12 protein-coding genes are annotated in these 24,561 nt (G+C 64.2%); 5 read left to right on the top strand and 7 right to left on the bottom strand.

The features are described from left to right. The first annotated feature begins 14 nt into the window (after positions 1-14). Together CI603_RS01335 and CI603_RS01340 are read left to right on the top strand one after the other, a co-directional pair. Positions 15-773, top strand: coding sequence for a hypothetical protein (locus tag CI603_RS01335; protein WP_121912737.1), 759 nt, complete (start codon positions 15-17; stop codon positions 771-773). Between the two features lie 92 nt (positions 774-865). Further along, positions 866-1,045, top strand: coding sequence for a hypothetical protein (locus CI603_RS01340; protein ID WP_121912738.1), 180 nt, complete (start codon positions 866-868; stop codon positions 1,043-1,045). A 208-nt stretch (positions 1,046-1,253) separates the two neighbouring features. On the opposite strand, the gene CI603_RS01345 is transcribed toward CI603_RS01340, so the two are convergent. The 7 genes from CI603_RS01345 to CI603_RS01375 all read right to left on the bottom strand — a co-directional run bounded on the left by CI603_RS01345 (position 1,254) and on the right by CI603_RS01375 (position 15,701). Further along, positions 1,254-3,107, bottom strand: coding sequence for a ribonuclease J (locus CI603_RS01345; RefSeq protein ID WP_121912739.1), 1,854 nt, complete (start codon positions 3,105-3,107; stop codon positions 1,254-1,256). Positions 3,108-3,173: 66 nt separating this feature from the next. Continuing rightward, the gene (gene dapA / locus CI603_RS01350) at positions 3,174-4,079 is read right to left on the bottom strand and encodes a 4-hydroxy-tetrahydrodipicolinate synthase (RefSeq protein WP_121912740.1); all 906 of its coding nucleotides are present in this window, start codon (positions 4,077-4,079) and stop codon (positions 3,174-3,176) included. A gap of 40 nt (positions 4,080-4,119) precedes the next feature. Continuing rightward, on the bottom strand, positions 4,120-4,857 hold the full coding sequence (gene dapB / locus CI603_RS01355) for a 4-hydroxy-tetrahydrodipicolinate reductase (RefSeq protein WP_121912741.1): 738 nt from the start codon (positions 4,855-4,857) through the stop codon (positions 4,120-4,122). A gap of 27 nt (positions 4,858-4,884) precedes the next feature. Continuing rightward, entirely contained in the window at positions 4,885-6,195 is a 1,311-nt protein-coding gene (locus CI603_RS01360; protein ID WP_121912742.1) for a sugar MFS transporter, read from the bottom strand. Further along, a complete protein-coding gene (locus tag CI603_RS01365) occupies positions 6,182-6,922 on the bottom strand; it encodes an N-acetyltransferase (RefSeq protein ID WP_183122191.1) in 741 nt (246 codons plus the stop codon). The genes CI603_RS01360 and CI603_RS01365 overlap by 14 nt, the downstream gene beginning before the upstream one ends. A gap of 128 nt (positions 6,923-7,050) precedes the next feature. Then, entirely contained in the window at positions 7,051-11,091 is a 4,041-nt protein-coding gene (locus CI603_RS01370) for an ATP-dependent DNA helicase (protein WP_121912744.1), read from the bottom strand. Then, the gene (locus CI603_RS01375) at positions 11,088-15,701 is read right to left on the bottom strand and encodes a PD-(D/E)XK nuclease family protein (protein WP_220702244.1); all 4,614 of its coding nucleotides are present in this window, start codon (positions 15,699-15,701) and stop codon (positions 11,088-11,090) included. The genes CI603_RS01370 and CI603_RS01375 overlap by 4 nt, the downstream gene beginning before the upstream one ends. A 143-nt stretch (positions 15,702-15,844) precedes the next feature. Between CI603_RS01375 and CI603_RS01380 the strand changes: the two genes are divergently transcribed. From CI603_RS01380 to CI603_RS01390, 3 genes are all read left to right on the top strand, one after another. Continuing rightward, a complete protein-coding gene (locus CI603_RS01380; RefSeq protein ID WP_121912746.1) occupies positions 15,845-17,413 on the top strand; it encodes a serine/threonine-protein kinase in 1,569 nt (522 codons plus the stop codon). A gap of 185 nt (positions 17,414-17,598) precedes the next feature. Next, positions 17,599-23,037, top strand: coding sequence for an Ig-like domain-containing protein (locus CI603_RS01385; protein WP_121912747.1), 5,439 nt, complete (start codon positions 17,599-17,601; stop codon positions 23,035-23,037). Beyond that, the gene (locus CI603_RS01390) at positions 23,030-24,559 is read left to right on the top strand and encodes a MoxR family ATPase (RefSeq protein WP_259465446.1); all 1,530 of its coding nucleotides are present in this window, start codon (positions 23,030-23,032) and stop codon (positions 24,557-24,559) included. The genes CI603_RS01385 and CI603_RS01390 overlap by 8 nt, the downstream gene beginning before the upstream one ends. Positions 24,560-24,561 lie beyond the last annotated feature (2 nt).

Here is a 24,561-nt window from a genome sequence, read left to right on the forward strand (position 1 = left end):
GGAAAGGGAGCGTCATGCAGGTCCGGACCGGGTTTACCACACAGCAGCTCAACATGCTCTGCCAGTACTCCTACGGGATCGGTCGAGGGGACGTCAAGACCCGGCCGGGCCTGCACTGGTTCGAGGATCCGACCCTGGGCAGCTACTGGGTGCTGCGCTCACGCTACTGCCCCGAAAACGGCTTCGAGGGGATGATTGCCGCCCAGAACATGGAAAACGGTCCGGACTATGCCCATTTGGTCGTGGTCTATGCCGGCACCAATCTGCGCGACGACCCCCGCCACGACATCCATGCCGCGCTGACCTGCTTCCTGCCGCCGCTGAATGGGGAGCCGGGACAGACACAGCAGGCAGGCATCCTGGCCAGGCAGGCGCTTGACCTGGCCCGGCACAAGGCGGGAACCGACCGCGGGGTGCTTTTTACCGGACATAGTCTGGGCGGAGGCCTCGCCCTGATTCAGGCGGCGGAGCAGGACCTGCCCGCCCGGGTCTTCTGCGCCGCCGACCCCTGGCGGGTGCTGGGCCAGGAGCAGCGTAAGCGGGTGGCCCGCCATTACGGGGACGGCAAGTTCCTGGACTACCGTCTGGGCAACGACAGGGTGACCGGAACTGCCAACCGTCTGCTGAGCGGACAGGCTGACCGGAGCGCCTGTGTGGTTTGGTGCGGTCAGGGACCCAGCAGGTTCGGACACTGGCTGGGCGACTTCGACTTCGACCAGGGCGGTGAGGTTCTGGCCGAAACTCCCATCACTTTGGCCGAATACCCACGGTAACGTGGAAATTGGGCAGTCTCCAACGAGAGAGCGTCACGCGCCCGCAGGGTCGTACACGCTTATCAGAGAGGATATGCGATCTGAAAGCATTGATGTACTACGGCAAGGAAGTTGTACGTCTGGAGGACGTGCCCGAGCCTGGGCGCAAGCCGGGAACCATCAAGATTCATCCCGCCTTCACCAGTATCTGCGGTTCCAATGTTCATCTTTACTATGGCGGGACGGTCAACGGGAGCAGGAATTCGCCCAACCATCCCCATCCGCTGACGTGAGAGACCCTACCGGTGGTCTTCGGCCATGAGGTCTCGGGTACCGTCGAGGACATCGTGGACAAGGGCTTCCGCCAGCTGCGTGAGGACACGGAAACCACGTCAAGACCATCGTGAGCATGTAAGCGCTGCTGTCTACTGATAACACCGAAGGCTCCGGCTGCCCAGATGGACGGCCGGAGCCTTCGGTATCAGTTGCAGGAAACGATGGTCAGTCCTGTGACTGCACGTCGGTGGCGATGTCGGCCACCACGGGCACAATCATGGGCCGACGGTGCAGCTTGCGTGAGATCCAGCCGCCCAGGGTGCGGCGCATCATCTGCTGGAGCTGGTAGGTGCCGGTGGTTCCCTTGGACATGGCATCTTCAAGCTGATCGACTATCTGGACGTTGATGGACTTGAACTCGCTCTCGTCCTCGGCCACGGCGTTCAGGTAGAGCTTGGGGCCGGAAACGACCTTGCTGGTCTCGGTGTCGACCACGGCGAAGGCGGAGACGAAGCCCTCGGTGCCCAGAATCCGGCGCTGCTCAAGCTCGTCGTCAGTCAGCTGGCCAACGGAGTCGCCGTCCACATAGACGTATCCGCAAGGCACGGACCCGACCACGGCGGCCTGGCCATGGTAGAGGTCCACCACATCGCCATCCTCGGCCAGGACCACGTTCTGCGGATCTACGCCGGTCTTGACGGCGATCAGGCCGTTGGCCACCAGGTGCCGGTTCTCGCCGTGGATGGGCATGGCGCACTTGGGCTGCACGATGTTGTAGAAGTGCAGCAGCTCGCCCTCGTCGGAGTGGCCGGAGACGTGGATGGCCGCGTTGTCGCGGTTGACCACCTTGGCACCCAGACGCACCAGCTTGTTGATGACCTTGTAGACCTCGTGCTCGTTGCCGGGGATCAGCGAGCTGGCCAGAATGACCGTGTCGAACTCGTTGATGGTGATGTCGCGATGGGTCCCGTCTGCGATGCGGCCCAGAGCCGCCATGGGCTCGCCCTGGGATCCGGTGCACATGTAGACGATCTTCTCATCGGGGATGCTGTGGGCGTCCTTGAGGTCGACCACGGTGTCCTCGGGCAGGTGCAGGTAGCCCAGGTCGGAGGCAATGGACATGTTGCGGACCATGGACCGGCCGGCGAAGACCACCTTGCGGCCGAACTTGTGCGCGGCATCGACCACCTGCTGCACCCGGTGGACGTGGCTGGAGAAGGATGCCACGATGATCTTGCGCTGGGCCTCGGCGAAGGCCTTGTCCAGGGCGGGGGCGATGGAGATTTCGGGCTTGACGAAGCCGGGGACCTCGGCGTTGGTGGAATCGACCATGAGCAGGTCCACGCCGGACTCGCCCAGCTTGGCGAACTCGCGCAGATCGGTCAGACGGTGATCCAGAGGCAGCGGGTCGATCTTCATGTCGCCGGTGTCGATGATGTGGCCTGCCGGGGTGCGCACGGAGACGGCCAAGGCATCGGGAATGGAGTGGGTGACCGCCACGAACTCCAGGTTGAAGGGGCCAACCTTGAGCTTGTCACGGCCCTTGACTTCAACCTTGGTGGGCTTGAGATGATGCTCCTCACACTTGGCATCGACGAATCCCAGGGTCAGCCTGGATCCGATCAGGGGAATGTCCGGACGCAGCTTGAGCAAGTATGGCACGCCGCCGATATGGTCCTCATGCCCGTGGGTCAGCACCAGGGCATCCACCTGATCCAGCTTGTCCTTGATGTAGCTGAAATCAGGCAGAATCAGATCCACGCCCGGCTGCTCCTCTTCAGGGAAGAGCACGCCGCAGTCGATCAGCAGGATGTGGCCGTTGTACTCGATCACATTCATGTTGCGGCCGATTTCGCCCAGGCCACCCAAGGGAACGATGCGCATGGAGCCCTTGCGATACTTGGGGGGCGCTACCAGATGCTGCTCGGTCTGGGTGCCCTTACCGCGGGCGATGGCGCCGTTGCGACGGTTGCGGGATTCGCCCCGGGACCTGCTTGACCCCTGCTTGCCATTCTTGGAGGAGGACCGACGACTTCTGCTCTTGCCGGTCGTGTTTGATTCTTCTTGTTTTCTTGCCATAGTCACTTGTGTTTCTATCATCTGTGCCCCTGCCTATACAGGGGCGACGTCGCTTTCAGGACTGATTCAGATCAGCCCGGCAGCCTTCATGCCCTTGCGGGCAAGAGCCACCTGGTCCTCATCGGGACCCAGATTGGGCAGCCTCATGGCCGTCTGGTCCAGTCTGCCGGCCGCTTTCAGAGCGGCCTTGGCCATGACGGCCTGCTGCCCCTGGCCGTTCAGAGCCTGGACCAGCGGGTCCAGACGCACGGCCAGATCCCTTGCGCCATCCAGGTCGCCAGCATCGAAGTCGTCAGCCAGACGCTTCATAGGTCCGGATGCCACATGGGCAATGACCGAGATGACGCCGACCGCGCCCAAGGCCAGGAAGGGCAGGTAGAGTCCGTCATCGCCTGAGTACCAGGTCAGGCCGGTCTCCTGGCGTTTGCGGGGCATGGAGGCCAAGTCGCCCGTGGCATCCTTGACGGCGGTGATCGCATCCAAATCGCCCAGGCGCCGGTAGGTGTCCAGCTCGACGTGCAGTCCGGTCCGTCCGGGCACATCGTAAAGAATGATCGGTCGCTGAGCCGACTGGCATACCGAACGGAAGTGGGCCACCACCCCATCCTGGGAGGGCCGCGAGTAATAGGGCATGACCACCAGCAGGGCATCGGCCCCGGCCTCCTGGGTCATCTCCACCATGCGTACCGTGTGCGCCGTGTCGTTGGATCCCGCTCCGGAGATGACGGGCACATCAACGGCATCCTTGACGGCCCTGACCAGGTTGACCTTCTCCTCCATGTGGGTGACGGGAGACTCGCCTGTTGTGCCGTTGACCAGGATGCCGTCGGCCCCATCGGCCACCAGGGTACGGGCCAGATTGGCGGCAGCCCCATAATCCACGGATCCGTCCTTATTCATAGGCGTGATCATGGCGGGGATCACCCGTCCGAAGGGTGCAGGCGGAAGCAGATGGGTAACGGTCTCGGTCATACCTTCACGCTACTTGCAGATGGGGACGCTCTTGTGGATATCAGAACAGGTAGTGGTCCAGGCCCACGGTCAGTCCTGGAATGCTTCCAGCACGGCGCACGGCCAGGAGGACTCCGGGCATGAAGGAGACACGCTCGAAGCTGTCTGCGCGAATGGTCAGCTGCTCGCCGGGGTTGCCCATGAGCACCTCTTCATGCGCGTTGAGTCCCCGCAGCCGGACGGCATGGACGTGGACACCGTCAACCACCCGACCCCTAGATGCATCAGGCTGCTGGGTTGCGTCGGGCATGGGACCCATGCCAGCCTTGCGACGGGCTTCGGCAATGGCGGAAGCGGTCCCCAGGGCAGTGCCGGAGGGGGCGTCGACCTTATCGGGATGGTGCATCTCGATCACCTCTGCCGACTCGAAGTAGCGGGCCGCCATTGCTGCGAACCGGTCGGCCAGCACTGCAGAGATGGCGAAGTTGGGAGCGATGAAGACGCTGAGCCCGGGATGCTCGTCCAAGGCCTGCTTGACCTGGTCCAGACGCTCCTTGGTCCAGCCGGTGGTGCCGATGACGGAGTGGACCCCCTGCCCTATCAAGGTCAGGGTGTTGCCCAGGACTGCATCGGGGCTGGTGAAGTCGACCGCCACATCCGTGTTGCTCGGACTGATCGCCGCCGGATCGTCATCCGGGCCCAGCAGCAGGGCCGTCTGTATATCCTGCGCGACATTCAGAGCACGCACCACCTCGGTTCCCATGCGTCCGCCTGCACCCAGCACCGATACGCGGATCATCGGCTGCCTCCTTCTTGACTGTTCATTTCACTCAGCATTTTCGGTCTTTTCCACGACCATACCCCTCCCGCGGCTCCTGGCCCAGCCCAGCAGTGCCAGGGGGACAGCGCAGCAAGTGACCACCGCCGGGATGGTCATGCCGCCGTGCGGCCCGAACTGATCCAGGGCGACCCCGGCCAGTGTGGATCCCAGGGAGGTGCCGATGGACCCGCCGGTGGACAGCCAGGAGAGCCCCTCGGTCAGGGCCCGGGCATCCACGTTCTCGCGCACAATCAAGTTGCCGGTAGCAAAGATGGGCGAAACACACAAGCCAGTCAGCACCTCGGCCAGACCCAGCAGGACCAGGTTGTCCATGACCAGGCGGAAGACCACATAGCCCAGGGTCAGCAGCACCAGGAAGGTCGCCAGATAGCGCCAGCGGGATCCCTTGAGCCTGACTGAGCCGAAGATCAGCGCCCCGCACAGGGAGCCCAAGGCGAACAGGGCCAGCTGCAGGCCCACCGCCCCCTCGCGGCCCATGGACTTGGTCAGGGCGGTCACCGAGACGTCCACCGCAGAAAAGCTCATGTTGAAGACGACGAAGATCACCACCAGCAGGAGGATGCCCGGATAGACCAGAGCCGAGCGAGAGCCCTGGTGGCCTTCAGCATCGCTTGGCAGGACCTCCCCATGGGCATCCACCGGAGAATGATCCGCTGCCGACTGGTTGACCGCCTCCATGCGAACGACGGCCGGAGGCTCGGTGGAACGCATGGCGAAGAAGGTCAGTCCACCGACCAGCAGAGCCAGGGCAGGCAGATAGAGCTGGGAAACCGGGCTGACCGAGGTGGCCAGGTAGGCGGAAAGGATGGGTCCCAGGATGAAGACGCACTCGTCCAGCCCCGACTCCAGGGCGTAGGCGGTGTTGAGCAGATTGGTCTTGTCGTCGCGCAGCACCCAGGCCCAGCGGGTGCGCACCAGGGCTCCGAAGGCGAACTGGGTCAGGCCCATCAGGGCGGCCAGCACAAAGAGCACTCCCAGGGGAACCCGGCGCATGGCACCCACGGCGAAACCCAGAATGGCCAGAGCCTGCACGATCAGGGCGGTCACCCCGACCCGACGCTGACCGAACCGGTCGAACAGACGGGCGTAGAAGGGGGTGACCAGGGCCGCGCAGAGCGTGTAGACGGCGCTCATCAGACCGGCCGAAGTCCAGTTGTCATAGATGTGGTTCAAGGCCAGCACGATGCCCAGACCCATCATGCCCAGGGGCAGACGGGCCAGAACGGCCGACAGGCAGAAACCGGCGGCGCCCGGGTAGGTGAACAGGCGCAGGAAGGGTGATTTAGCGGCCGCCATGATCACCGTCCTTGCCCAGCTGGTCGCTCACACGGCCTCCGTAGATGAAGATGTCGTCAATACCCTCAAAGAACTGTGGATCGTCCGAGGGGTCGCGCCCGGCGAAGGCCGCATGGTCCCGCCCCTTGAGCTCGGCCAGCCGCTCCATGCCCTGATGGTCGTAGAAGCCCACGTCGCAGGAGGAGTCCGTGTGCAGATAGAAGCGCTCGATGCCCGCCTGGTCCAGATGCACCAAGGTGTCCCGCCATAGGGCGCCGCCCACGCCGCGTCCACGGGCACGGCTGGAGACCAGGAATAGCCTCAGTTCAGCCTGGGGCGGGACGGCTAGCCCGCACTGCTTTTCCAGTCTGACCTCGGTCAGCTGCCACTGACGGGCCCGGTCCAGGGTATGGGCGCCCAAGGTCGTTGCAGACAGTTGCCGGTCCACTCGCTCCAGCTCCTCTTCAGCCTTGGGGAAGCAAAGCTCGCCACGCCCCTCGGCCAGCAAAGTTACCCCTAGAAAGTCCTGCCCATCGACAGCTATCCGAGCCCTGGTGGTACCCACCAAATAATGCAGGATGAAATGCGCGGCGCTCAGCCGGGACACAGTTCCCTCGGGATCCTCCTGCACCTTCCAGGTGGCATCAAAGGTCCCCACCAGGTCGGGCATGTCCGCCCAGACCATGGGTCTTATTTCCACGCTCCCCCTCCGCCGGGAGGCCTGGTCGCGATTACTGGACGTAGTCATCTGTCTCATTGCTCCATTCGGGCGTGCGCGGCCCCACGACGGTCTTTGGCCGTCTGCCGATCGCCTGCTGTTCATGATTGCTGATGCGCGGCACCCATCGCCCTTGTCTGGCGGGGTCTGCCACAGACTCAGTCCTCGTCCGACTGCTCGGGTATGCCCTCGGCCAGGGATGTGAGAATTTCTTCTTCGGTCCTGGCACGGGCCCTGATGAGTCGATCCTGGGGCTGGTCTTCGCTTACATAATAAAGGCAGGCGTCGATGGTCGACAGGCCGATACCCTCCAAGCGTGACAGGAGCAGCCGGTAGAAGTCCAGCTGGACCAGACGGCGGTTGGTCGACTCCTCTCCGTGAGGTCGGGCTCCGGTCTTCCAATCCACGATGGTGTAGCGCAGATCCGGGCGATCAGGGTCCAGTCCACCTGCGAAGACCGCATCCAACTTGCCTTTGACGATAGAGCCAGCCAACACCGCCACGATTGGCCGTTCCACCCAGACAGGAGTGCGCTGGGCCCAGTCAGAACCAGCCAGCCGCCGCTCCCAGGCCAGCAGACGGGCCTGCACGGGATCGGCCTTGGGATCCAGGGACTCCCGCTCCTGGTCAAGCCCGGCCAGCATCCGGGCCCGCTCAGCCATGGCCCCAGGGCCCAGCGGACCATCGAGCAGGTTCGGTGCTTCCGCCTGATCAGGCAGGTCCACCAGTCCTTGAGGGGCGGAAATCTCGGGCAGGATGAAGCGCCTGGCCCAGTCGTGGAAGCGGGTGCCAGCCTCGGCCTGCGGGGAGGCCACCCGGGGTATGGGTCTGACCAGCCCCTGCCAGTAATCCCTCTCCATCTTGGGATCGCCCCCTGCCGAGCTGGCCTGGATGGCGGTGACGCTGCTAGTCCCATGTCCCAGGATTCGGCGGCCGGTGCGCCGCAGCAGATCCAGATCCGTGAGCAACTGGTCGTCTGCCACCCCTAGGCGACCCGTGCTGACCTGCAGGACGCGGACCGCATTGGCGTAGAGCCCGTCATCGCCCTCATCAGGGATTTCGTGGTCGCCTGGTTCCCCGGCGCGCACCCAGGCGACCGAGCGATCCAAGGCTTCACGGGTCCGCGCACTCAGAACAGGAGGCCAGAGCACCTGATCCCGCTCGCCGTCTCGGGCGGCGACCTGGTCCACCTCCTCCAGGGCACGGTCGACGACAGCCCGGCGGTAGGACTGGGCGTTCTCACCGACAAAGAGCCCCAAGGGCGGCGTTGGCTCGCCCTCCTGTGCATCCTCTGCGTGCTCCAGCTTGACCGCATCGGGTTCTTCCTGGAAGAGCTCCACCAGTTCGGTCCAGAAGTTGGAAGCCTTATCCGGGTCCGGTGCCGGCGTGTTCAGCGCTGCAGACTCCGCCTGGGAATCCTGGCTGAAGGTCAGCAGCAGGTCATGCCGGGCCCTGGTCGCCGCCACATAGATCAGCCGCCGCTCATCGTCCAGCAGCCGTCGGCCATACTGTTCTCGCTGAGAGGGGGCAATGGCATCGGCACGCACCGGGTGGGCCTGATCGTCCAGCCCGCTCTCACGAGACAGGCCCATGGCCTCCTCCTCCAAGCCCGCCAGGTCCATCCGACCCAGCAGATCCCCAGGGTCAGCTCCCAGGGGGGCGTCGTGTGGAAAACGGGGCAGGATCATGGCATCAGCCCGCACCGGCACCGGCACAGACTGGGGATCGACCAACCAGGTACGGGCCGTGCAGTTGTACTGGTAGACCGGGCCGTCCGTGGATTGGACCACCGGCTGGTCCAAGGCGGGCTTGACCGTGAGCCGGTCTCCCTGGCTGCTGGGAAAGGCTCCACGCTTGAGCCCGACCACCGCCACGGCATCCCACTCCAGACCCTTGGCCTGGTGGACGGTCATCAGGGCCACGTCGGCCTGTCGTTCATTCCCGTCAGCAGGCATTTCGGGACTCTGATCCAGTGAGGACAGCCAGGAGACGAACCCACGCAGGCTGGGCCCTAGGCCCTGGGGCAACTCGGACAGGTAGACATCCACCTGATCCAGCAGGGCCTGGATGCCAGCCTTGGCCTGGCTGGGCTCCAGAGGACGTTCAGGATTGGCCAGTGTGCGGGCCAGCACCAGGTCCACGTCCAGATCCAGGGCACGGATGGCAGCGATGACCACCTGGCGCAGGGGGGCCGAGGACTCGGCCTGGACCTGGCAGATGACCCGGGCAGCCTCAGCGGCCAGGACCTGCCCCCTGGCGGAGAGCCCTGAGCTCTTCAAGAGGTCTGGCAGGTCGTCGCGCAGAAGCAGATCCACCAGGAAGACATCATTGGGGACCTGGTCACGGTAACGATGCAAATCCTCGCGACGGCGGCGCGGATCGGGGTCGGACTCGACCAGACCGGCCCGGACAAGAGCCCGGTATTGGCTGTCCTCATTGACCTTGGCGGCCAGGGAGGCCAGAGCGCTCAGATCGGCCGCGTCCATGCCGAACCGGGCCGAGGCCAACAGACGCATCAGGGAATCGCTGTCGGTGTGATCGCAGACTAGAGAGAGCAGGGCTCTAAGGTCCATAACCTCGGGCCGGTCAAAGAGGGAGGAGTACCCGACGACCTGGCAGCTCAGCCCTGCAGCCTCCATGGCCTCGCGGTACCTGGGCAGGGCAGCCTTGGAGCGGAAGAGAACGGCCACGTGCGGCGCATCACCCTGATTGCCATAGAGCTCGCGTGCTCTGAGGGCGAACCTGACCACGCCATCGATCTCCTGGCCGCCGGTGCTGTAGCCCAAGAGGCCCACGGTGCCCGGGTCGGCGTCCTCACGGGGACGGAGCCTGGCCACGTCCACCTCGCGCAGTTCCGCTTCCGACCGGCTCTCCTGGCCCCGATGGCGCAGGGGGACGGTCAGCTGGTTGGCGGCCTTAAGCACCCAGCTGGAATTGCGGAAGGTGCGCGACAGGGTCAGCGGATCCTGGTCCTGCGAGCGCCCAAAGGCGGTCACACCAGACATGGGACCACTGCCGGAGGCGGGTCGGTCGGCCAGCATGCCGAACTGGGCCTGGAAGGTGCGGAAGGCCCCAGGACTGGCTCCGCGCCAGGCATAGATGGACTGGAAGGGGTCGCCCACGGCAGTCACGGCCGATCTGCCAGGAGCCTGATCCGCGCTCCTCTGATCCTCCTGCCGATTCTGCGGATGGAAGATGGCCGCCAGAAGCAGGGCCTGAGTGGTGGAGGTGTCCTGGTATTCATCCAGAAAAACGTGACTGTAGCGGCGTCGTAGCTGGGCACTGATGGATGGGAAACGGTCGACCAGCTGAAAGGCGGCCAGGGTGAAGTCGCCGAACTCGGCCATGTTGGCCTGGCGCTTGGCCCTCTGGTAGTCCTGGACCAGGGTCAGCAGCTTCTCGCGTGTCAGAACCGCCCGTCGCATGGCATTTACCCGATAGAGGCGAATGCTCTGCCGCTTATCTTGGAAGTCCTTGATTTTGCCCTGATAGTGCTCGTCGGTCTCCTTCTTGGTTCGCTTGGGCGGCGTCTCGCTGACCCTGGGCTCGTCATCCGGCACAGGCTGGTCGCCGATCAACTGGTCCGCACGATCCACAAAGGCGCGGTCCCAGGCGCGGATCCGCTCCATAGCCTGGTCGAAATCCGGGCAGTCGCTGCTGATCATGGAGGTGGTCACCGCCCCGGTCAGCCCCAGGACTCGGTTGACGGTGGTCGAGAAGGTCGCCGAGCCCAGGTCGTCGGAGTCTCCATCCTGTGCCGATGAACCGGCGGGAAAGATCAGATCCAGATGGTCGGCGACCACCTGAGAGGCAAGCTGGTAGGCCCCGGCCGAACTCAGGGGACGGGTGTCCTGGTCCATGCCCACCAGCAGGCCGTACTGGCGCACGATGGACTGGAAGAAGGCGTCATAGGTAGACACAGTCGGCTTCAGGAAGTTGCGTTCGGGGTCCACGCCCGAAGCGCCTCTGCCTTGGTCGCGTCGGATGACCGCCGCCCCCACCCTGGACTGGAGCTCGGAGGCGGCCTTGCGTGTGAAGGTCAACCCCAGTATCTGCTCGGAGGGCACTCCCCGACGGATCAGGGCGATGATTCGGCTGGTCATGGTCATAGTCTTGCCCGAGCCGGCGCCGGCCACCACCAGAAGATCCTCGTTGACATCCGCATCGACGATGGCGGACTGTTCGGCAGTCTGCTTCATTCCTGATCCTCCAGTAGATTGGGCGCCACCAGTTGCCATGCCTGACATTCCTGGCCATTGCCGGCCCGACGGCAACGGGCAGGGTCGAAGACCGCGTCATCCCGGCCCGCCGTCAGCTTGACCCCGGCAGCGAAGAAGACCCTGGCTATCATGGTCAGCCCCCATACAGCCTGGGAGGAGACCCGGGCGGCTCGGACCATGGCCCACAGGTCCGCATCCACCCCAGGGGGAACCTGATCAGGCAGGTCCGCAGGCTCGGCCTTGGACTTGAGCGGGGAAGGCATGCCGGTTCTGGGCTGAGCAATAGTGACCAGCCTGTCACGCTCGAACAGTGGCGGCTGGTAGGCTATCTCCTCCCGGCGCAGCCCTGTTTGCACATCCTTGGGCGGGGCCTGCAGCTGCAAGAGCAGGGACTGGCTCAGCTTCATCCCCTCGGTTCTCTCCAGGTCGGGGGCCTGGGACAGACTCCAGGCCGCTCCCACCTCCGGACTGCTGCCGTGCGTGGGTGGGAAGGCCAGTCCCAGCTGATAGCAGATCAGCTGCAGATCGTTGAAGAGCTGCCCTTGGGTATAGGGGACTCTGCCAGTCTTGTAATCCACCAGCCGCAGACGGATGCCCTCGGGCAGGGACCTGACCTCCAGACGGTCGATGCGGCCGGTCAGCCTGACCGTCGTCCTGGCATCCAGGGCTGCGGGGAAGCCGTCGACCAGGCCGGACATCAGGGCAAAGAGCCCGTCGGCATCCAGAGGACTTTCAGGGAAGGTGGCCTTCCAAAGAGGAACCAAATCCTCCACGGACATATTGACGTCGAAGGAACGCTCGCTCTGTACCCCCAGCAGGTCGCCGACCGGGACCGGACTCTTGCCCCCCAGGCCGTATTCGGAATCCGAGGAGCGAACGAAATAAGAGGCCAGGTTGTCCAGGATGGACTCCACCCGGCTGCTGCGGCCGCGTTGGTCATAGAGTTCGTCGGGGTCCCGCAGGCGCTGTTCCTGAGGAGCCAGCTCCTGGTAGATGTCCAGAAGCGCATCCCGCACCTGCTGCTGGCGAGCGTCCGGATCACCCTGGCCGGGACGGTCCAGACCCTGGGCTGTGCCCTCGCTGGCCACCTTGTGGATCAGGGAGCCGAACTCGGTGGGCACTCTGGAGGGGGATGGACCGGAGAACTGGTCTCCCAAAGCCCACTCCAGGGGGCAGTTCCAGATTGCGTCGACCGCCGACGGCGAAAGGAGAACCACCTGGCGGCCGGACTGGTGCTCATGGCGATGGTCACGGCGGTTGTCATGGTCGTGGGTTCGGCCCGCCTGTGTAGCGTGATTGAAGGAAGCAGACGAGGGCTGGGAAGCACGATCCCATTCAGCAACCGATGCGACACCTGAGGCTGCTGTCACGGCCCTTGACTCAGCGGCCTGCTCAACCGAAATCCCTCTATCCGGGACATGCTCATCCGGAGCTTGTCCAACCGTAGATTGCTCGTCTGTGGCATGCCGGTCTGAAGCCGGCCCAACCGTGGACTGTCCGTCTGGAACGTGCAGATTCAATGCCGACTGGTCATAGAGGAAGGGCCAATGCCTGGGATCGGCCGAATCCTGGCCCTGGTCGGCCAGCAACCGCAGGGTCTGCACGGCATCGTCCACTCGGTCACGGTCGACCTGGTCCTGCGGAAGCAACGCCTGGACAGCCAGGATGGACCGGGCGGCCGCAGTCAGGCCCCTGGGAGACACCTCCAGCCCTCCATAGCGCTCACTGCCGCCTGAGCCAGCGCCGACCATGCTGAACTCCGCCTGGCTCATATCGGCGGTGCGTGGATAGCGTTCGGGCAGATAGCCGTAAAGGAAGTCCGATGGAACCAGGTCATCGTTCCAGACCGCGCTGATGCGCACCTGGGTCCGCGCCCGGGTCAGCGCCTCCAGAAAACCCTTTTTCTCGGCGTAGAGGATGGATCGCAAGGCCGGATCGTGGCTGAGCGTGTCCGCCAGGGGGTCGCCGATGCGGTCATGCAGAACCAGGTCGGCCAGCTCCTCGGCCCCGAACATGGTGTCGCGGGGAATCAGGTTGGGCCAGACCCCGTCCTGAACGGCGGGCAACCAGACCAAGGGCCAGTCAGTGGCCAAGGCGGCTGCGCCGGCGGGCGTGGTCAGAGTGACGGCATGCTCAATGGGCCCGATCCGCGCCAAGGAGTCGGCCTCGATTTGCATGGTACGCACCTGATCCATGAAGGCCTCAACCGTGGGGAAACGACGGGAGCCAGCAGCGTACTGGAAGAGCCGCATGAGCGCGTCCAGACGGTCATTGGCCTCTTCCCCCTCCTGGGTGGCCATCAGGGCCCTCCGCTGCCAGTCATCGGCCAGGTCCAGGCTCCGCCAGGCCTCCCAGAGCACGTATTGAGGCTGACGGTCCTCCAGGGCGCTGATGCGGCTGGCGGTCAGTCGCAGAACCTGCAGGGCCTTGTCCAGGACTTGAACGTCAGGATCCTCCCTGCGACCTCCGGCGATGGCGGTCATGGCCTCCAGGATGATTCCCGAGGATCGGCCATCCGGATCCAGAACCAGCAGGGTCTCCAAGGCCTGAACAGACAAAATGGCTGGCCGTTGGGCATCCCGGTCGCCCAGATCCACTGGCTGGTCGAGGGCCGAGGCAGTCGAGAAGGGATCTGACCCGCCCCTTTCCTGGGAGGAATCATGCCTGGTCAGCAGGGAATCGTCGACGCTGATGCCGGATGAACGATCCCGCTCAGCACGCCGCCGGGCCAGGTCCTCGACCCAATTCCGCCAGGACTGTCCTAGGAGAGGCAGGTCATCCAAGGAGCCCGATGAGTCCGCCCCGCTCCCCTGCTCACCGGACAAGGGGGCCAGAGCGGCCATGGTCTCCATGATGGACTCCAGGCGCTCCATCCTGACGGGACGCTCTGCACGAGCGGCAGTAGCAGGAACACGGAAGAGCGGTCCGGCCATCAGGGTGCGCAGGCGCGAACGGATCCAGGCGGCCACCTGGGCAGGATCGTCCGGGGCGCTGCCGATGGTGTCAGGGTCCAGTACCGACTGGGCCAGCTCGACCAGGGCAAAGAGACCCTGGATGGCAGGCTCCTGGCTGAGCGGACGGGTCACTGAGGAGAAGCGCACCGGCACACCTTGGACGCGCAGCTTGCGGCCCAGGGTGCGCAGGGTTGTGTTGTCGTGAGCGATGACGGCCATGTCGTTCCAGTCACGCTTGTTGGCCAGGAACTCATGCTTAATCTGCCAGACAAGATCGTCGTCCTCCTGGTCGGGGGTGTGGAAGAGCCTGGTCTGCACGCTGTCGTCACTGATAAGACTGTTGTCGGCAGTCAGGGGTGCCACCGGTCCGGCGCCGGGCCAGGCAGGCAGCTTGCCCGGTCTATCAGGCAGGGGGGTATCGCTCTCCTCAACCCCGGCGATGCCCAGGCTGACCCGGGCAGCCACCAGATCGGCGTATGAACCTGGAGCCGCCGAATCCGGATCTTGGACGCTTTCGGTATGTTCTGCGGCCGCTTCAGGAACCACCATCCTCCGGGGTTTCAGGGTCACTTCGGCGGCATCCAGACAGGCGAAGTCCTGAGCCAGAAGGGGGGCAGCGGCGCCTGGCATGGGCTTGGACAGGACCGTCAGGCGAGTGGCCAGAAATTCCGGATAGGAGCCGCGGAAGGACTGGACCGACTGGTCGGGATTGCCCACCAGAAGAAGTCGGCAGCCAGCCTGGTTCAATCCCTGCAACAGGCCCATCCCGGCCAGGGTGATGTCCTGCCAGTCGTCCACGACCAGCAGGTCAGGCAGGTCGTCATCAGCCAGCCCATCCAGGCTGCGAGAGGCTTCGACCATAAGCATGGAGGGGTCCAGACGGAACTCGTCCGGATAGCTCTCGGCAATGCTCTGGCGGTATTCATCTTCCAGGGCAAAGGCCAGCCGCCACTGCAGACCCAGCCGGTCGCGGCGATCAGGGTCCATGGGCTGGATGGCCAGAGCATCCAGAAGCTGGTCCCGGTCCCCTTTGTCAAGGCCCAATTCCGTCATGCGGGCGAACATGTCCCGCAACTGGGCGATGAACCTGTCGGCGACCCCTGCGACTCGTCCCTGTCCGTCGCCGACCAGGACGGAGGACCAGCCCGCCCCGTTGCGAAAGTAGCGCTCCAGAAGTCGGCAGACCGCGCAGTCGTCGCCGGCCTGGACATGCTCCAGATGGACGGTCATGACCTGCCTGAGCAGGGCATCCTCTTCAGCGCCGTTGAGCAGTCTGGGCAAGAGCGGATCGTGGCCTCCTCGGGCCAGCCGAGACCTCGTCAGCAGACGAAAAGCCAGGGCTTGCAGTGTGCCCACAGGTCGGGTGCGGTCGGACCTGCCCCGCTCCAGAATGACCTGGCGGCTGACCTGGTCGGCCGCGGTACGACCTGATACAGCCATGCTGGCGCCGTCGCCGAAGCGTTCCATGCCTGTCAGGAGGGCACGAGTAGCCAACCTGGTCTTGCCGCTGCGGGGAGGACCAGCCACCACCAGGGCCCGGGTGGACCGATCCTCTTCGTTCTGGAGCCGATCGCCGATAAGGGCGCGGACCGGTTCCATGGCCTCTTGTGGATCCACCGGTGGCTGCTTGCTCATAGCTACAAGAATAGGGTCCGGCATGGTCCAGCTGCAGGCCCTGGAACCTGCTGGTCTGGGACCGCCTGCAGGAGGCTCAAAGGAAGCCTGATCAGGAACGGCGTGCTGTTATCGTGGATAGCAGTCCTAGGAGGTGATGGCCCTTGCAGCAGAATGGTTCCCAGACCCAGCGCCCGGGTGCGGTTCCAGCCATGGACCAGGCTCCGGCGCTGCCCGGATTGCGGCCCCTTCGCCCCCTGGATCTGGGAGGCACCGCCGCCGTCTACCTGTATGAACAGGAGGGGCTCAACCGACCTGTGGCAGTCAAGGTAGCCCTTCAAGGCAGCGTGGACCAGCAGACCCATCTGCTCTTTCTGCGGGAGGCCAAGGCCCTGGCCAAGCTCTCCACCCACCCCTGCATCCTGAGCATCCACCAGGCCCTGATCAGCGATGACGGACGGGATTGCCTGGTGCTCGAATACGCTCCGGGCGGCAGCTGCAAGACCATCATGCTCGAGGGGGGCATGGACCAGGAAGGCGTGCTGGACCTGGGAGTGCGCATGGCCTCGGCCCTCTACTGCGCTCATGAACGGGGAATCCTGCACCGGGACGTCAAACCCAGCAACTTCCTGATCACCGACCAGGGCCTGCCCGTCCTGGCCGACTTCGGCATCTCCTCAGGCATCTATGGAAGCGAACGGGCCGGCGGACTTTCCGTACCCTGGGCGGCCCCAGAGGTTCTGGCAAGCCGCTCGGGAGGATCCGAGGCCAGCGACATCTACTCCCTGGGTGCCTCGCTCTTCGGCATGCTGGCCGGCCGTTCCCCCTACGAGTACGCCTACCGGGCCCGGGATGAGAATCACCTGACGCAGCTGATCCTTACAGCGGAAACCCCGGTTCTGCATATGGGCGAGGCCTCCCCGATGCTGGCCGCCGTCCTGGAGAAGGCCATGGCCCATGACCGGGACGATCGCTACTACTCAGCACTGGAATTCGGTCGTGCCCTTCAGGAGGTCCAGCAGCAGCTCTACGGCCATGCGACACCCTTCATCGGCGAGGGAATCGACCCCTACCCCACGACGGATGCACGCTCGCACGCCCAGACCGGAGCCATTGCAGGCCGAAGAGAAAATCGAACAGAAACCGGGGACTCCGGCCACTCTCGGACCGCAGCAGAGGCCGGTTCCCAACCGCGACTGCGCCCAAGCAGAGAGGCGTCAGCTAACCATGAAGGCAGACAGGCCAAGCGGTTTTTCGGCGGCCGCCGCCGTGTGATCCTGATGACACTGATTCTTGCTGCCGTCCTAGCCCTAGTTCTGGCCTGCGCCCTGGTTGTCGGCCTGCCGAACGGTTTCAGACGAGATTCACAACAAACTACAGGTTCCTCCCAGACCCAATCCCCACAGGTACAGTCCCCGGACCCGACGGATTCGAGCGACCCCCAGAATCTGCAGGAGGGACCGGTTCCCTCGCCCACCCAGGGTCAGGGCCGCTATCAAGGCACGACGGCCGTGTTCACTTGGACCAATCCCGACCCCAAACCGGCAGACAGCTATGTTTGGCATCCCCTGAACCAGGGCGGCACCGGAGAGCGTGGACGCAGCGTGCAAACCCGACAGCCGACCGCCCGCATCGACAACCCACAGGGGAGCCAGACCTGCATCAGCGTCGCCCTGGTTCGAGCCGATCGGAGCATGTCCCAGGAACCGACCATCATCTGCGCTGTTCAGTGAACCCGCTGTGGATGAATTTGCACACTTGACCACCCCGACTTTCACAGAGCGCCAAGACCCTGCAAACCGGTTAAAATCAGTCGTCAGAGAAAGCAATGACGGCGGTCCGGGACAAGTTAAAACGCAAAGACATAGGTCAGGCATCCTGGCCTGTGCGGCAGGACAGGAAAGGAACCCAGGGGATTATGGACTTGCAGGGACGATTCCTGCGGATGCGCCGGGCCGGGCTGCATCTGCGGCATGCTCTGGCCGTCCGCGCCAAGAGCCCTGCCGCCATCCTGGCCGTCACGCTGACGGCGCTGGTCCTGCTCATCCTGGGCGCCTTGTTCATGCATGGGGTGGACCGCCGTGCCGTTCAGGTGGACGACGGCAGCATCTGGATCACATCCCAGAACGAGCGCAAGGTCGCAAGGTTCAAGCCCGACATCGGAGAAGCAGACGTGGCCCTGTCGACGGGCACCGACCACTTCGACCTAGCCCAGAGCGGATACGCGGTCATCCTAGGCCATGAGGGAGGCATGGCTCCCATAGCGGCCTCCACCGCCACCCTGGGAGACACCACCCGGTCGGATGCCAAGGTCCAACGGATGATCAACGGGCCTACCTTGGTCCTCTTCCAGGCTCGGACCGGCAAGGTCTGGGTGGGTCAGGCCACTTCGCCCGGGGATTTGGATCCCCAGCGCCGAGACCCTGTGCTGACCCTGGGCTCTGGGGCCGCCGTCACCGTGGATGCCTCCGGAGCTGTTTACGCCTACCGACCCTCGGACGGGGTTGTGCTAAGGATCGACGGACCGGACTCCCGGGCCCACCGTGAACTGGACTCCCTGACGGACCACGCTCCCGTCCGGGCCACTGCATTCAGCGTCATTGGCGGAAGACCCGTCCTCCTGGCAGGCAATCGGCTTTACTGGCCCCAGGGAACCACCCGGATACCGCACCGGGGAGACCTGCAGCTTCAGTCCACTCCAGTGGATATGGACCGCCAGGGACCTTGGGTAGGCCTGACCGATCAGGAAAGCGTCCACCTGGTTCAACTGGATCACCCACGCAATCAGATCGAGACCGTACGTACCGGCGGCAGCGGCCAACCAGCCCAACCGGTCTCCTCGGGCGGATGCCTTTGGACGGCCTGGGCCTCCTCAGGGCGGAATTTCCTGCGACTATGCGCAACAGGGTCAGCCGCGCCCAAGGTCCAACCGCAGCCGAGTCCCACCACCCTGGAGGCCATCAACCCCACCTCGGATCTGGTCTTCCGGGCCAACCACCGGAGGGTCATCCTCAACGACGTGCTGACTGGCGATGTCTGGAATCCCAAATCCTCTACCAAGGTAATCCGGCCGCAGTGGCAGACCATGGATGTCAAACACACGGACAGCAACGATCAGCGTCAGGACTCGGCCGACAACCGCCAGCGATTCGCGGCCACCTGTCGATCAGGATCCCAACCCATCCAGGCCGAGGACGACAGTCTGGGCATTCGGGCCGAATCCAGGGCCCTGTTGGATCCCTTGCGCAACGATCGCCAGACCGACTGCTCGGTTCTGCGAATCGAGGATGCCCGCAGCTCGCAGGGGAATCTGCGTCTGACTCCGGTCATGAACGGCCGCTACCTGCAGGTGGATGCCAGCGACGCACCTGTCGGCCGGACCCGAATCAACTACTCGATCACCGACGGACGCGGCCAGGTCTCCTCGGCTGGCATCGACCTCAACATCGCCCCGGCCAAGATGGACCGAGGCAACCAGGCGCCGGTCCAGAACGATACCCCGCCTGAGTACGAGGTGGAGCGGGGCGCTACGACCACCGTCAATGCCCTGGTCGGCTTCGAAGATCCAGACGGGGACCCGCTGACCCTGGTCGGCGCCGAATCAGTCAACTCCGATCGGATATCCTTGTCCACCAGGGCTGACGGACAGCTGACCATGAGTGCTGGGTCAGCCACCTCCGGACGAGTGACGGTCAAAGTCACCGTCTCGGACGGAGTCATGAGCGGTCAGGGACTCATATACTTCACCGTCAGGCCCGTCAACACCCTGGCCCCACTGGTCGATCCGGTCATTCGCCAGGCCACTCCCGGCCGAGAGGTCACCGTTGACCTCAGCAGGAGTGTACATGCCAATGCCGTTCAGCCCCTCCGCCTGGTCCAGGTCGACAAGCCCGATGGAATCCGGGTGGAGGTCAACGCTGAGAGCTTTTCCTTCAACGCCACCGCAGCTAACCCGGGCACTTATTATGTGCCCTACCGGGTGGCCCAGGGTGACCAGGAGACCCAAGGTCTGGTCAGGCTGGAGGTGGAACACGATCATGGCGGATCCGCACCGCCGGTACCCGTCAACGACGTGGCCCTGCTGGGGGCCGACCAGACCGCCATCGTCGATCCGCTGGACAACGATCTGGATCCCATGGGCGGTGTACTGGCACTGACAGATGTACGCGTGGATCCGAACTCCGGCATCAAGGTCGGCATCGTGGACCACCGACGGGTCTACCTATCCGCCAGGAAAATCCCCACACGTCCACTGAGTATTGCTTATACGGTCACCAACGCCGAAGGCAGCGCTAAGGGGACCATCGTCCTTCAGCCCCCTTCCTTGAGCAGGGCAGCCTCGGCACCCAAGGCTCCGAATCTGACGGTTGGGGTCCGCTCATCGGGCCTGGTCACGGTTTCAGTCATGGACAAGGTCGCCCATGCTGACGGGACCAGCGTCACTTTGGACCAGCAGCTGACTACGGATCAGCAGACTTTTACGGGCCTGGCCTTCGTGTCCGGGGATACGGTCAGGTATCAGGCCAGCGAGCGCACCGGGGACTTCCCGGCAACCTATACGGTCAGGGACGATCTGGGCAATACGGCCTCTGGCACCATTACCTTCAGGGTCCATGCCTCCGACCCCGCCAGCAAGCCCGCACCCACCCCCAAGGATCTACGGGCCCAGGTGGCTGCCGGGACCAAGGTGCGCATTCCCGTCCCGCTGACCGGCATTGACCCCGATGGAGACTGCGACACCTTGTCAGGCTTGGGCAACCAGGCGCCGAAGCTGGGCAGGATTGTCAAAGCCGGAGCCGACTACCTGATCTACGAGGCCTATCCTGATTCGCACGGCACCGACGAGTTCACCTACGCTGTGGAAGACTGGGTTGGGCAGCGAGCCCAGGCGCGCGTCCGTATCGGCGTCTTCACCGACTCGTCGGTGACCGGGGTCTTCGCCCGGGATGACCGGGTCAGGCTACGGCCTGGAACCGTTGCCGATGTGCCGGTCCTGCTCAACGACATCGCCGATGATGACGATCCCCTGAGCCTGGACCCCCACCTGGAGCTCCAGGGCTTGAACCAGGCCAGCGTAGAGGACGGCATGATCCAGCTGACTGCCCCTTCGCAGCCAGGCACCTCCTATCTGGTCTACCGGACACACAACCGGGCAGGACTGAGTGACCAGGCCACCCTGACCGTGGTCTCGGATCCCCAAGCCCCTATACAGCCGCCCATAGCGCAGGATTACCAGGTGGCTCCGGAGGACACGGTGGACAAGCGCAGCGTGGAAGTCAATCTGGCCGACTCCATCAGCAATCCATCCGGCACCCTCGATGACCTGCACCTTGGGATACATCCCAGCGCCCGTGCCCATGCCAGGATCGTAGGCGAAGCCGGCTCCACCAAGTTGGTCATCGACCTGACCGACCAGACCAGAGCCGTGCCCTACACCGTGACCAACACCCGGTACAAGATCACTTCTATGGCCTTTGTGAAGGTCCCCGCCTATGGGGTGTTCCCACCGGTGCTAAGACCCCGGGCTCCGGCCCTCAAAGTGCAGGCTGGGCAGAGCATCACCATCGACATCGCCGACCAGGTCAGAGTGGGTGCAGGCAAGACCGCGCAGATCGCCTCGCGCCAGTCTGTCTCGGCCACCAAGTCCGACGGATCCGATCCCTATGTGGACGAACACACCCTGAGGTTCACCGCAGCCAAGGATTATGCCGGTCCTGCCTCACTGACCTTTGCCGTCCGTGACGGGGATCCAAGCGGCCGGGCCATCGTCAACGAGTCGGTGCTCACCCTGCCCATCACCGTGGTAGGCGGCAAAGCATCACCGCCGATCCTTACGGCACCGGTCATCGATCTGGTGGCCGGGGAACCGGCGCAGGCCATCTCCCTGCCCGCCATGACCCGCTGGCCCCAGGGAAGCGATCCGGCCGACAGCACCTTCTCCTCTGGGGACCCTCAGGGGCCGATTCATGCCAAGCTGAGTCCTCGGGGCCAGCTGAAAGTGGCCGCCGACAAGACCGCAACACCGGGCACCAAGGCCAGCCTGCCGGTGGCCATCACCAGTCCATCCGGCGATGTGCATACGGTCCTGGCCTTCCGCATCATCGCCACCACCCGACCTCTGGCTTCGGTCCCCTCGCGCCAGGTGGGGCTCAAGGCTGGTCAGAGCCTGGAGCTGAACCTGTTCGACGGTGCCCTCAATCCCTTCCCCGACACTCCGCTGCGCCTGGTCGGTTTGGTCAGCGATGACACCTCACGTCTGACAGCCACCAACCTGGGCGACGGGAAGATCACCATCAAAGCCGATCGCGACATCGGCGCCTCCACCAACACCATTATGGCCACGGTAGAGGATGGCAGCCAGGATCCGGGACGCCGGGTCAGCGCCACTATCACCGTGGGCATCATCGACCGCCCACAGGCCCCCAGAATGCTGTCGGGCGCCGCTCAAGCAGGCGACGGAACAGTTCTCCTGGCCTGGGAGCCAGGCGCAGCCAACGGCAGCCCGGTGGACGAGTACCGGGTCTCCTACACCTCATCGGCAGGCTCGGGGCAACACTCCTGCGGCACTGCTGTCACCTGTCGAATCGACGGGCTGGCCAACGGTCATGACTATTCCTTCACCGTCCAAGCCCACAACCAGGTAGGATGGTCCCCCGCCTCCTCGCCGGCCGCAGCCAGACCGGACGCGCTTCCCGGAGGCGTGCAGGCACTGACCGTGGATGGCGGCAGCAAGGAAACCTTGACCGTCACCTGGCGCCCGCCGGAGAATCACGGCTCGCCCATCCAGGGATATATGGTCCACGGTGAAGGTTCCGGCTGCGGTTCGCCACGATGGCGCGCGCCCACCTCCACCAAGGCGGTCTTCGACGTAGGCCATGACGAAGCAGGTGGCATCTGCACAGTGAGCGTGACCCCAATTGATATGACCGGCTCGGGGCCCGAGGTCTCAGCCTCGGGCTCTACCTGGTCGCATCCGGATCCTCCCGCGTTCCTAGCCATTGAGTATCTGAGAGACAGTCGAGCCAAGCTGGTCCTGGCCCCCGGGGTCGAACACGGTCGACCTTGCGCAGATATCCAAGTAGGCATCGATGGCCTTGATCCTGACAAGGCCTCCTGGACCCTGCCCTGCAATCAGCCGGAAGTGAGTGAAGTCATCACCCTTCCCGCCCAATCTGCCAAGCCGGGCACCACTCTGAACTTCTGGGCGGTCGCTCGCATCCAAGGGTTAGGTTCCGAAGGCCATTCGCCCGCCGCCACCAAGAATTTGACCCTGCCCAAAGAGGCCAACAAGCCGCGTGATAAGACTCTCGCTCGTCAGGGGTCCTCTCAGCAGAAAAGGATGAACGACCATGGATGAACGAAACGCGCAGGAACCCCTCCAGCAGGACGGCACCATCCCGGATGACGCGACCAGAAGGAACAACCCCGAGTCCGCGCATAAGACGAACAGCGAAGGCCGCCAGACCCCTGCCGACCGATTGGATGTACTGAAGCGACAGCGCCAGGCCCTCATGGCAGGTCTGAGTCAGAAAGAATCCGCTTCGGCAGCGAGCGATGACCGAACCCTGCCCGGCCGCATCCCCGTGGCTGCCAGGCAAAGAACAAACCAGGAGTCCGGGGCGGAATCCGTCCCATCGGACAGCACCATGGTGGAAGACGGGACCGTCCCCGGCCGTCAGACGGTCCGTGACCGGTTCGCCCGGTCCTCATCAGATACTGCACCTGACATCGTCAACCTCACCAATGAATCCCGTCACCCCCGGCTGGAACGAACCTCGGACCCTACTTACGAAGTCGGGATTAACGAACCTGGGGTTGAGGAAAATACCAGGCAGGACCGATACTCTGCCGTCGAATCAGGAGACCAGGCAGCAGAGACCAAGCAGCAGAGACAATCAAACCAGGCCGGAAGCAGCAGACAGGCCACCGTGGATGTATCTACCTTCGCCAGCCTCTTCCGCTCAATCGTCGACAACGTCGGCCAGGCGGTGCTGGGCAAGGAGGAAACCATCACCCTGTGTGTTACCGCCCTGATTGCAGGGGGGCATGTGCTCCTGGAAGACAATCCGGGTACCGGTAAGACCCAGCTGTCACGCGCTCTGGCTGCCTCCATTGCCGTGGACTGCAAGCGGATCCAGTTCACCCCAGACCTGCTGCCCTCCGATCTTCTGGGCGTGACCTTCTATGACCAGTCCCAAGGACGATTCTCCTTCCGGCCCGGTCCAGTCTTCGCATCCCTGGTTTTGGCCGACGAGATCAACAGAGCATCCCCCAAAACCCAGTCGGCCCTGCTGGAGGTCATGGAGGAGGGCAAGGTAACTGTAGATGGCCGCACCTACCGTCTCCCCCTGCCATTCATGGTTATAGCCACCCAGAATCCCATCGAGCAGCTGGGCACCTATGCCCTGCCCGAGGCACAGATGGATCGCTTTCTAATCCGCACCTCTCTAGGGGCACCGGGGCACGATGCCAGCATGCGCATCCTTGAAGAGGCCGACATCCGCGACCGGGCCGGTCTGGTCGAACCGGTGGTCGACGCCGCCCAGGTGGGGGCCATGGCCGCCTGTGCCTCCAAGGTCTTCTGTGATCCATCCATCATGGAGTATGTCATCCACATCATCGAAGCCACACGGCACAGCCCCGCCATCCGGGTGGGCTCATCCATCAGAGGCGGACTGGCCCTGGTCCGTTGCGCCAGAATCCGGGCCTGCGCCCAGGGTCGCGACTACGTGATCCCCGACGATGTCAAACAGCTGGTCGATCCCATCCTGACCCACCGACTGATCCTGACGGCCCAGAGCAGGCTGGCGGACATGGATGAACACCAGGCGCTGGCCGAAGCCCTGGCCAAGGTCCCCGTCCCCACAGGAGAGCAGTGAGC

The sequence above is a fragment of the Bifidobacterium sp. wkB338 genome, assembly GCF_003688325.1.
Lineage (GTDB): Bacteria > Actinomycetota > Actinomycetes > Actinomycetales > Bifidobacteriaceae > Bombiscardovia > Bombiscardovia polysaccharolytica.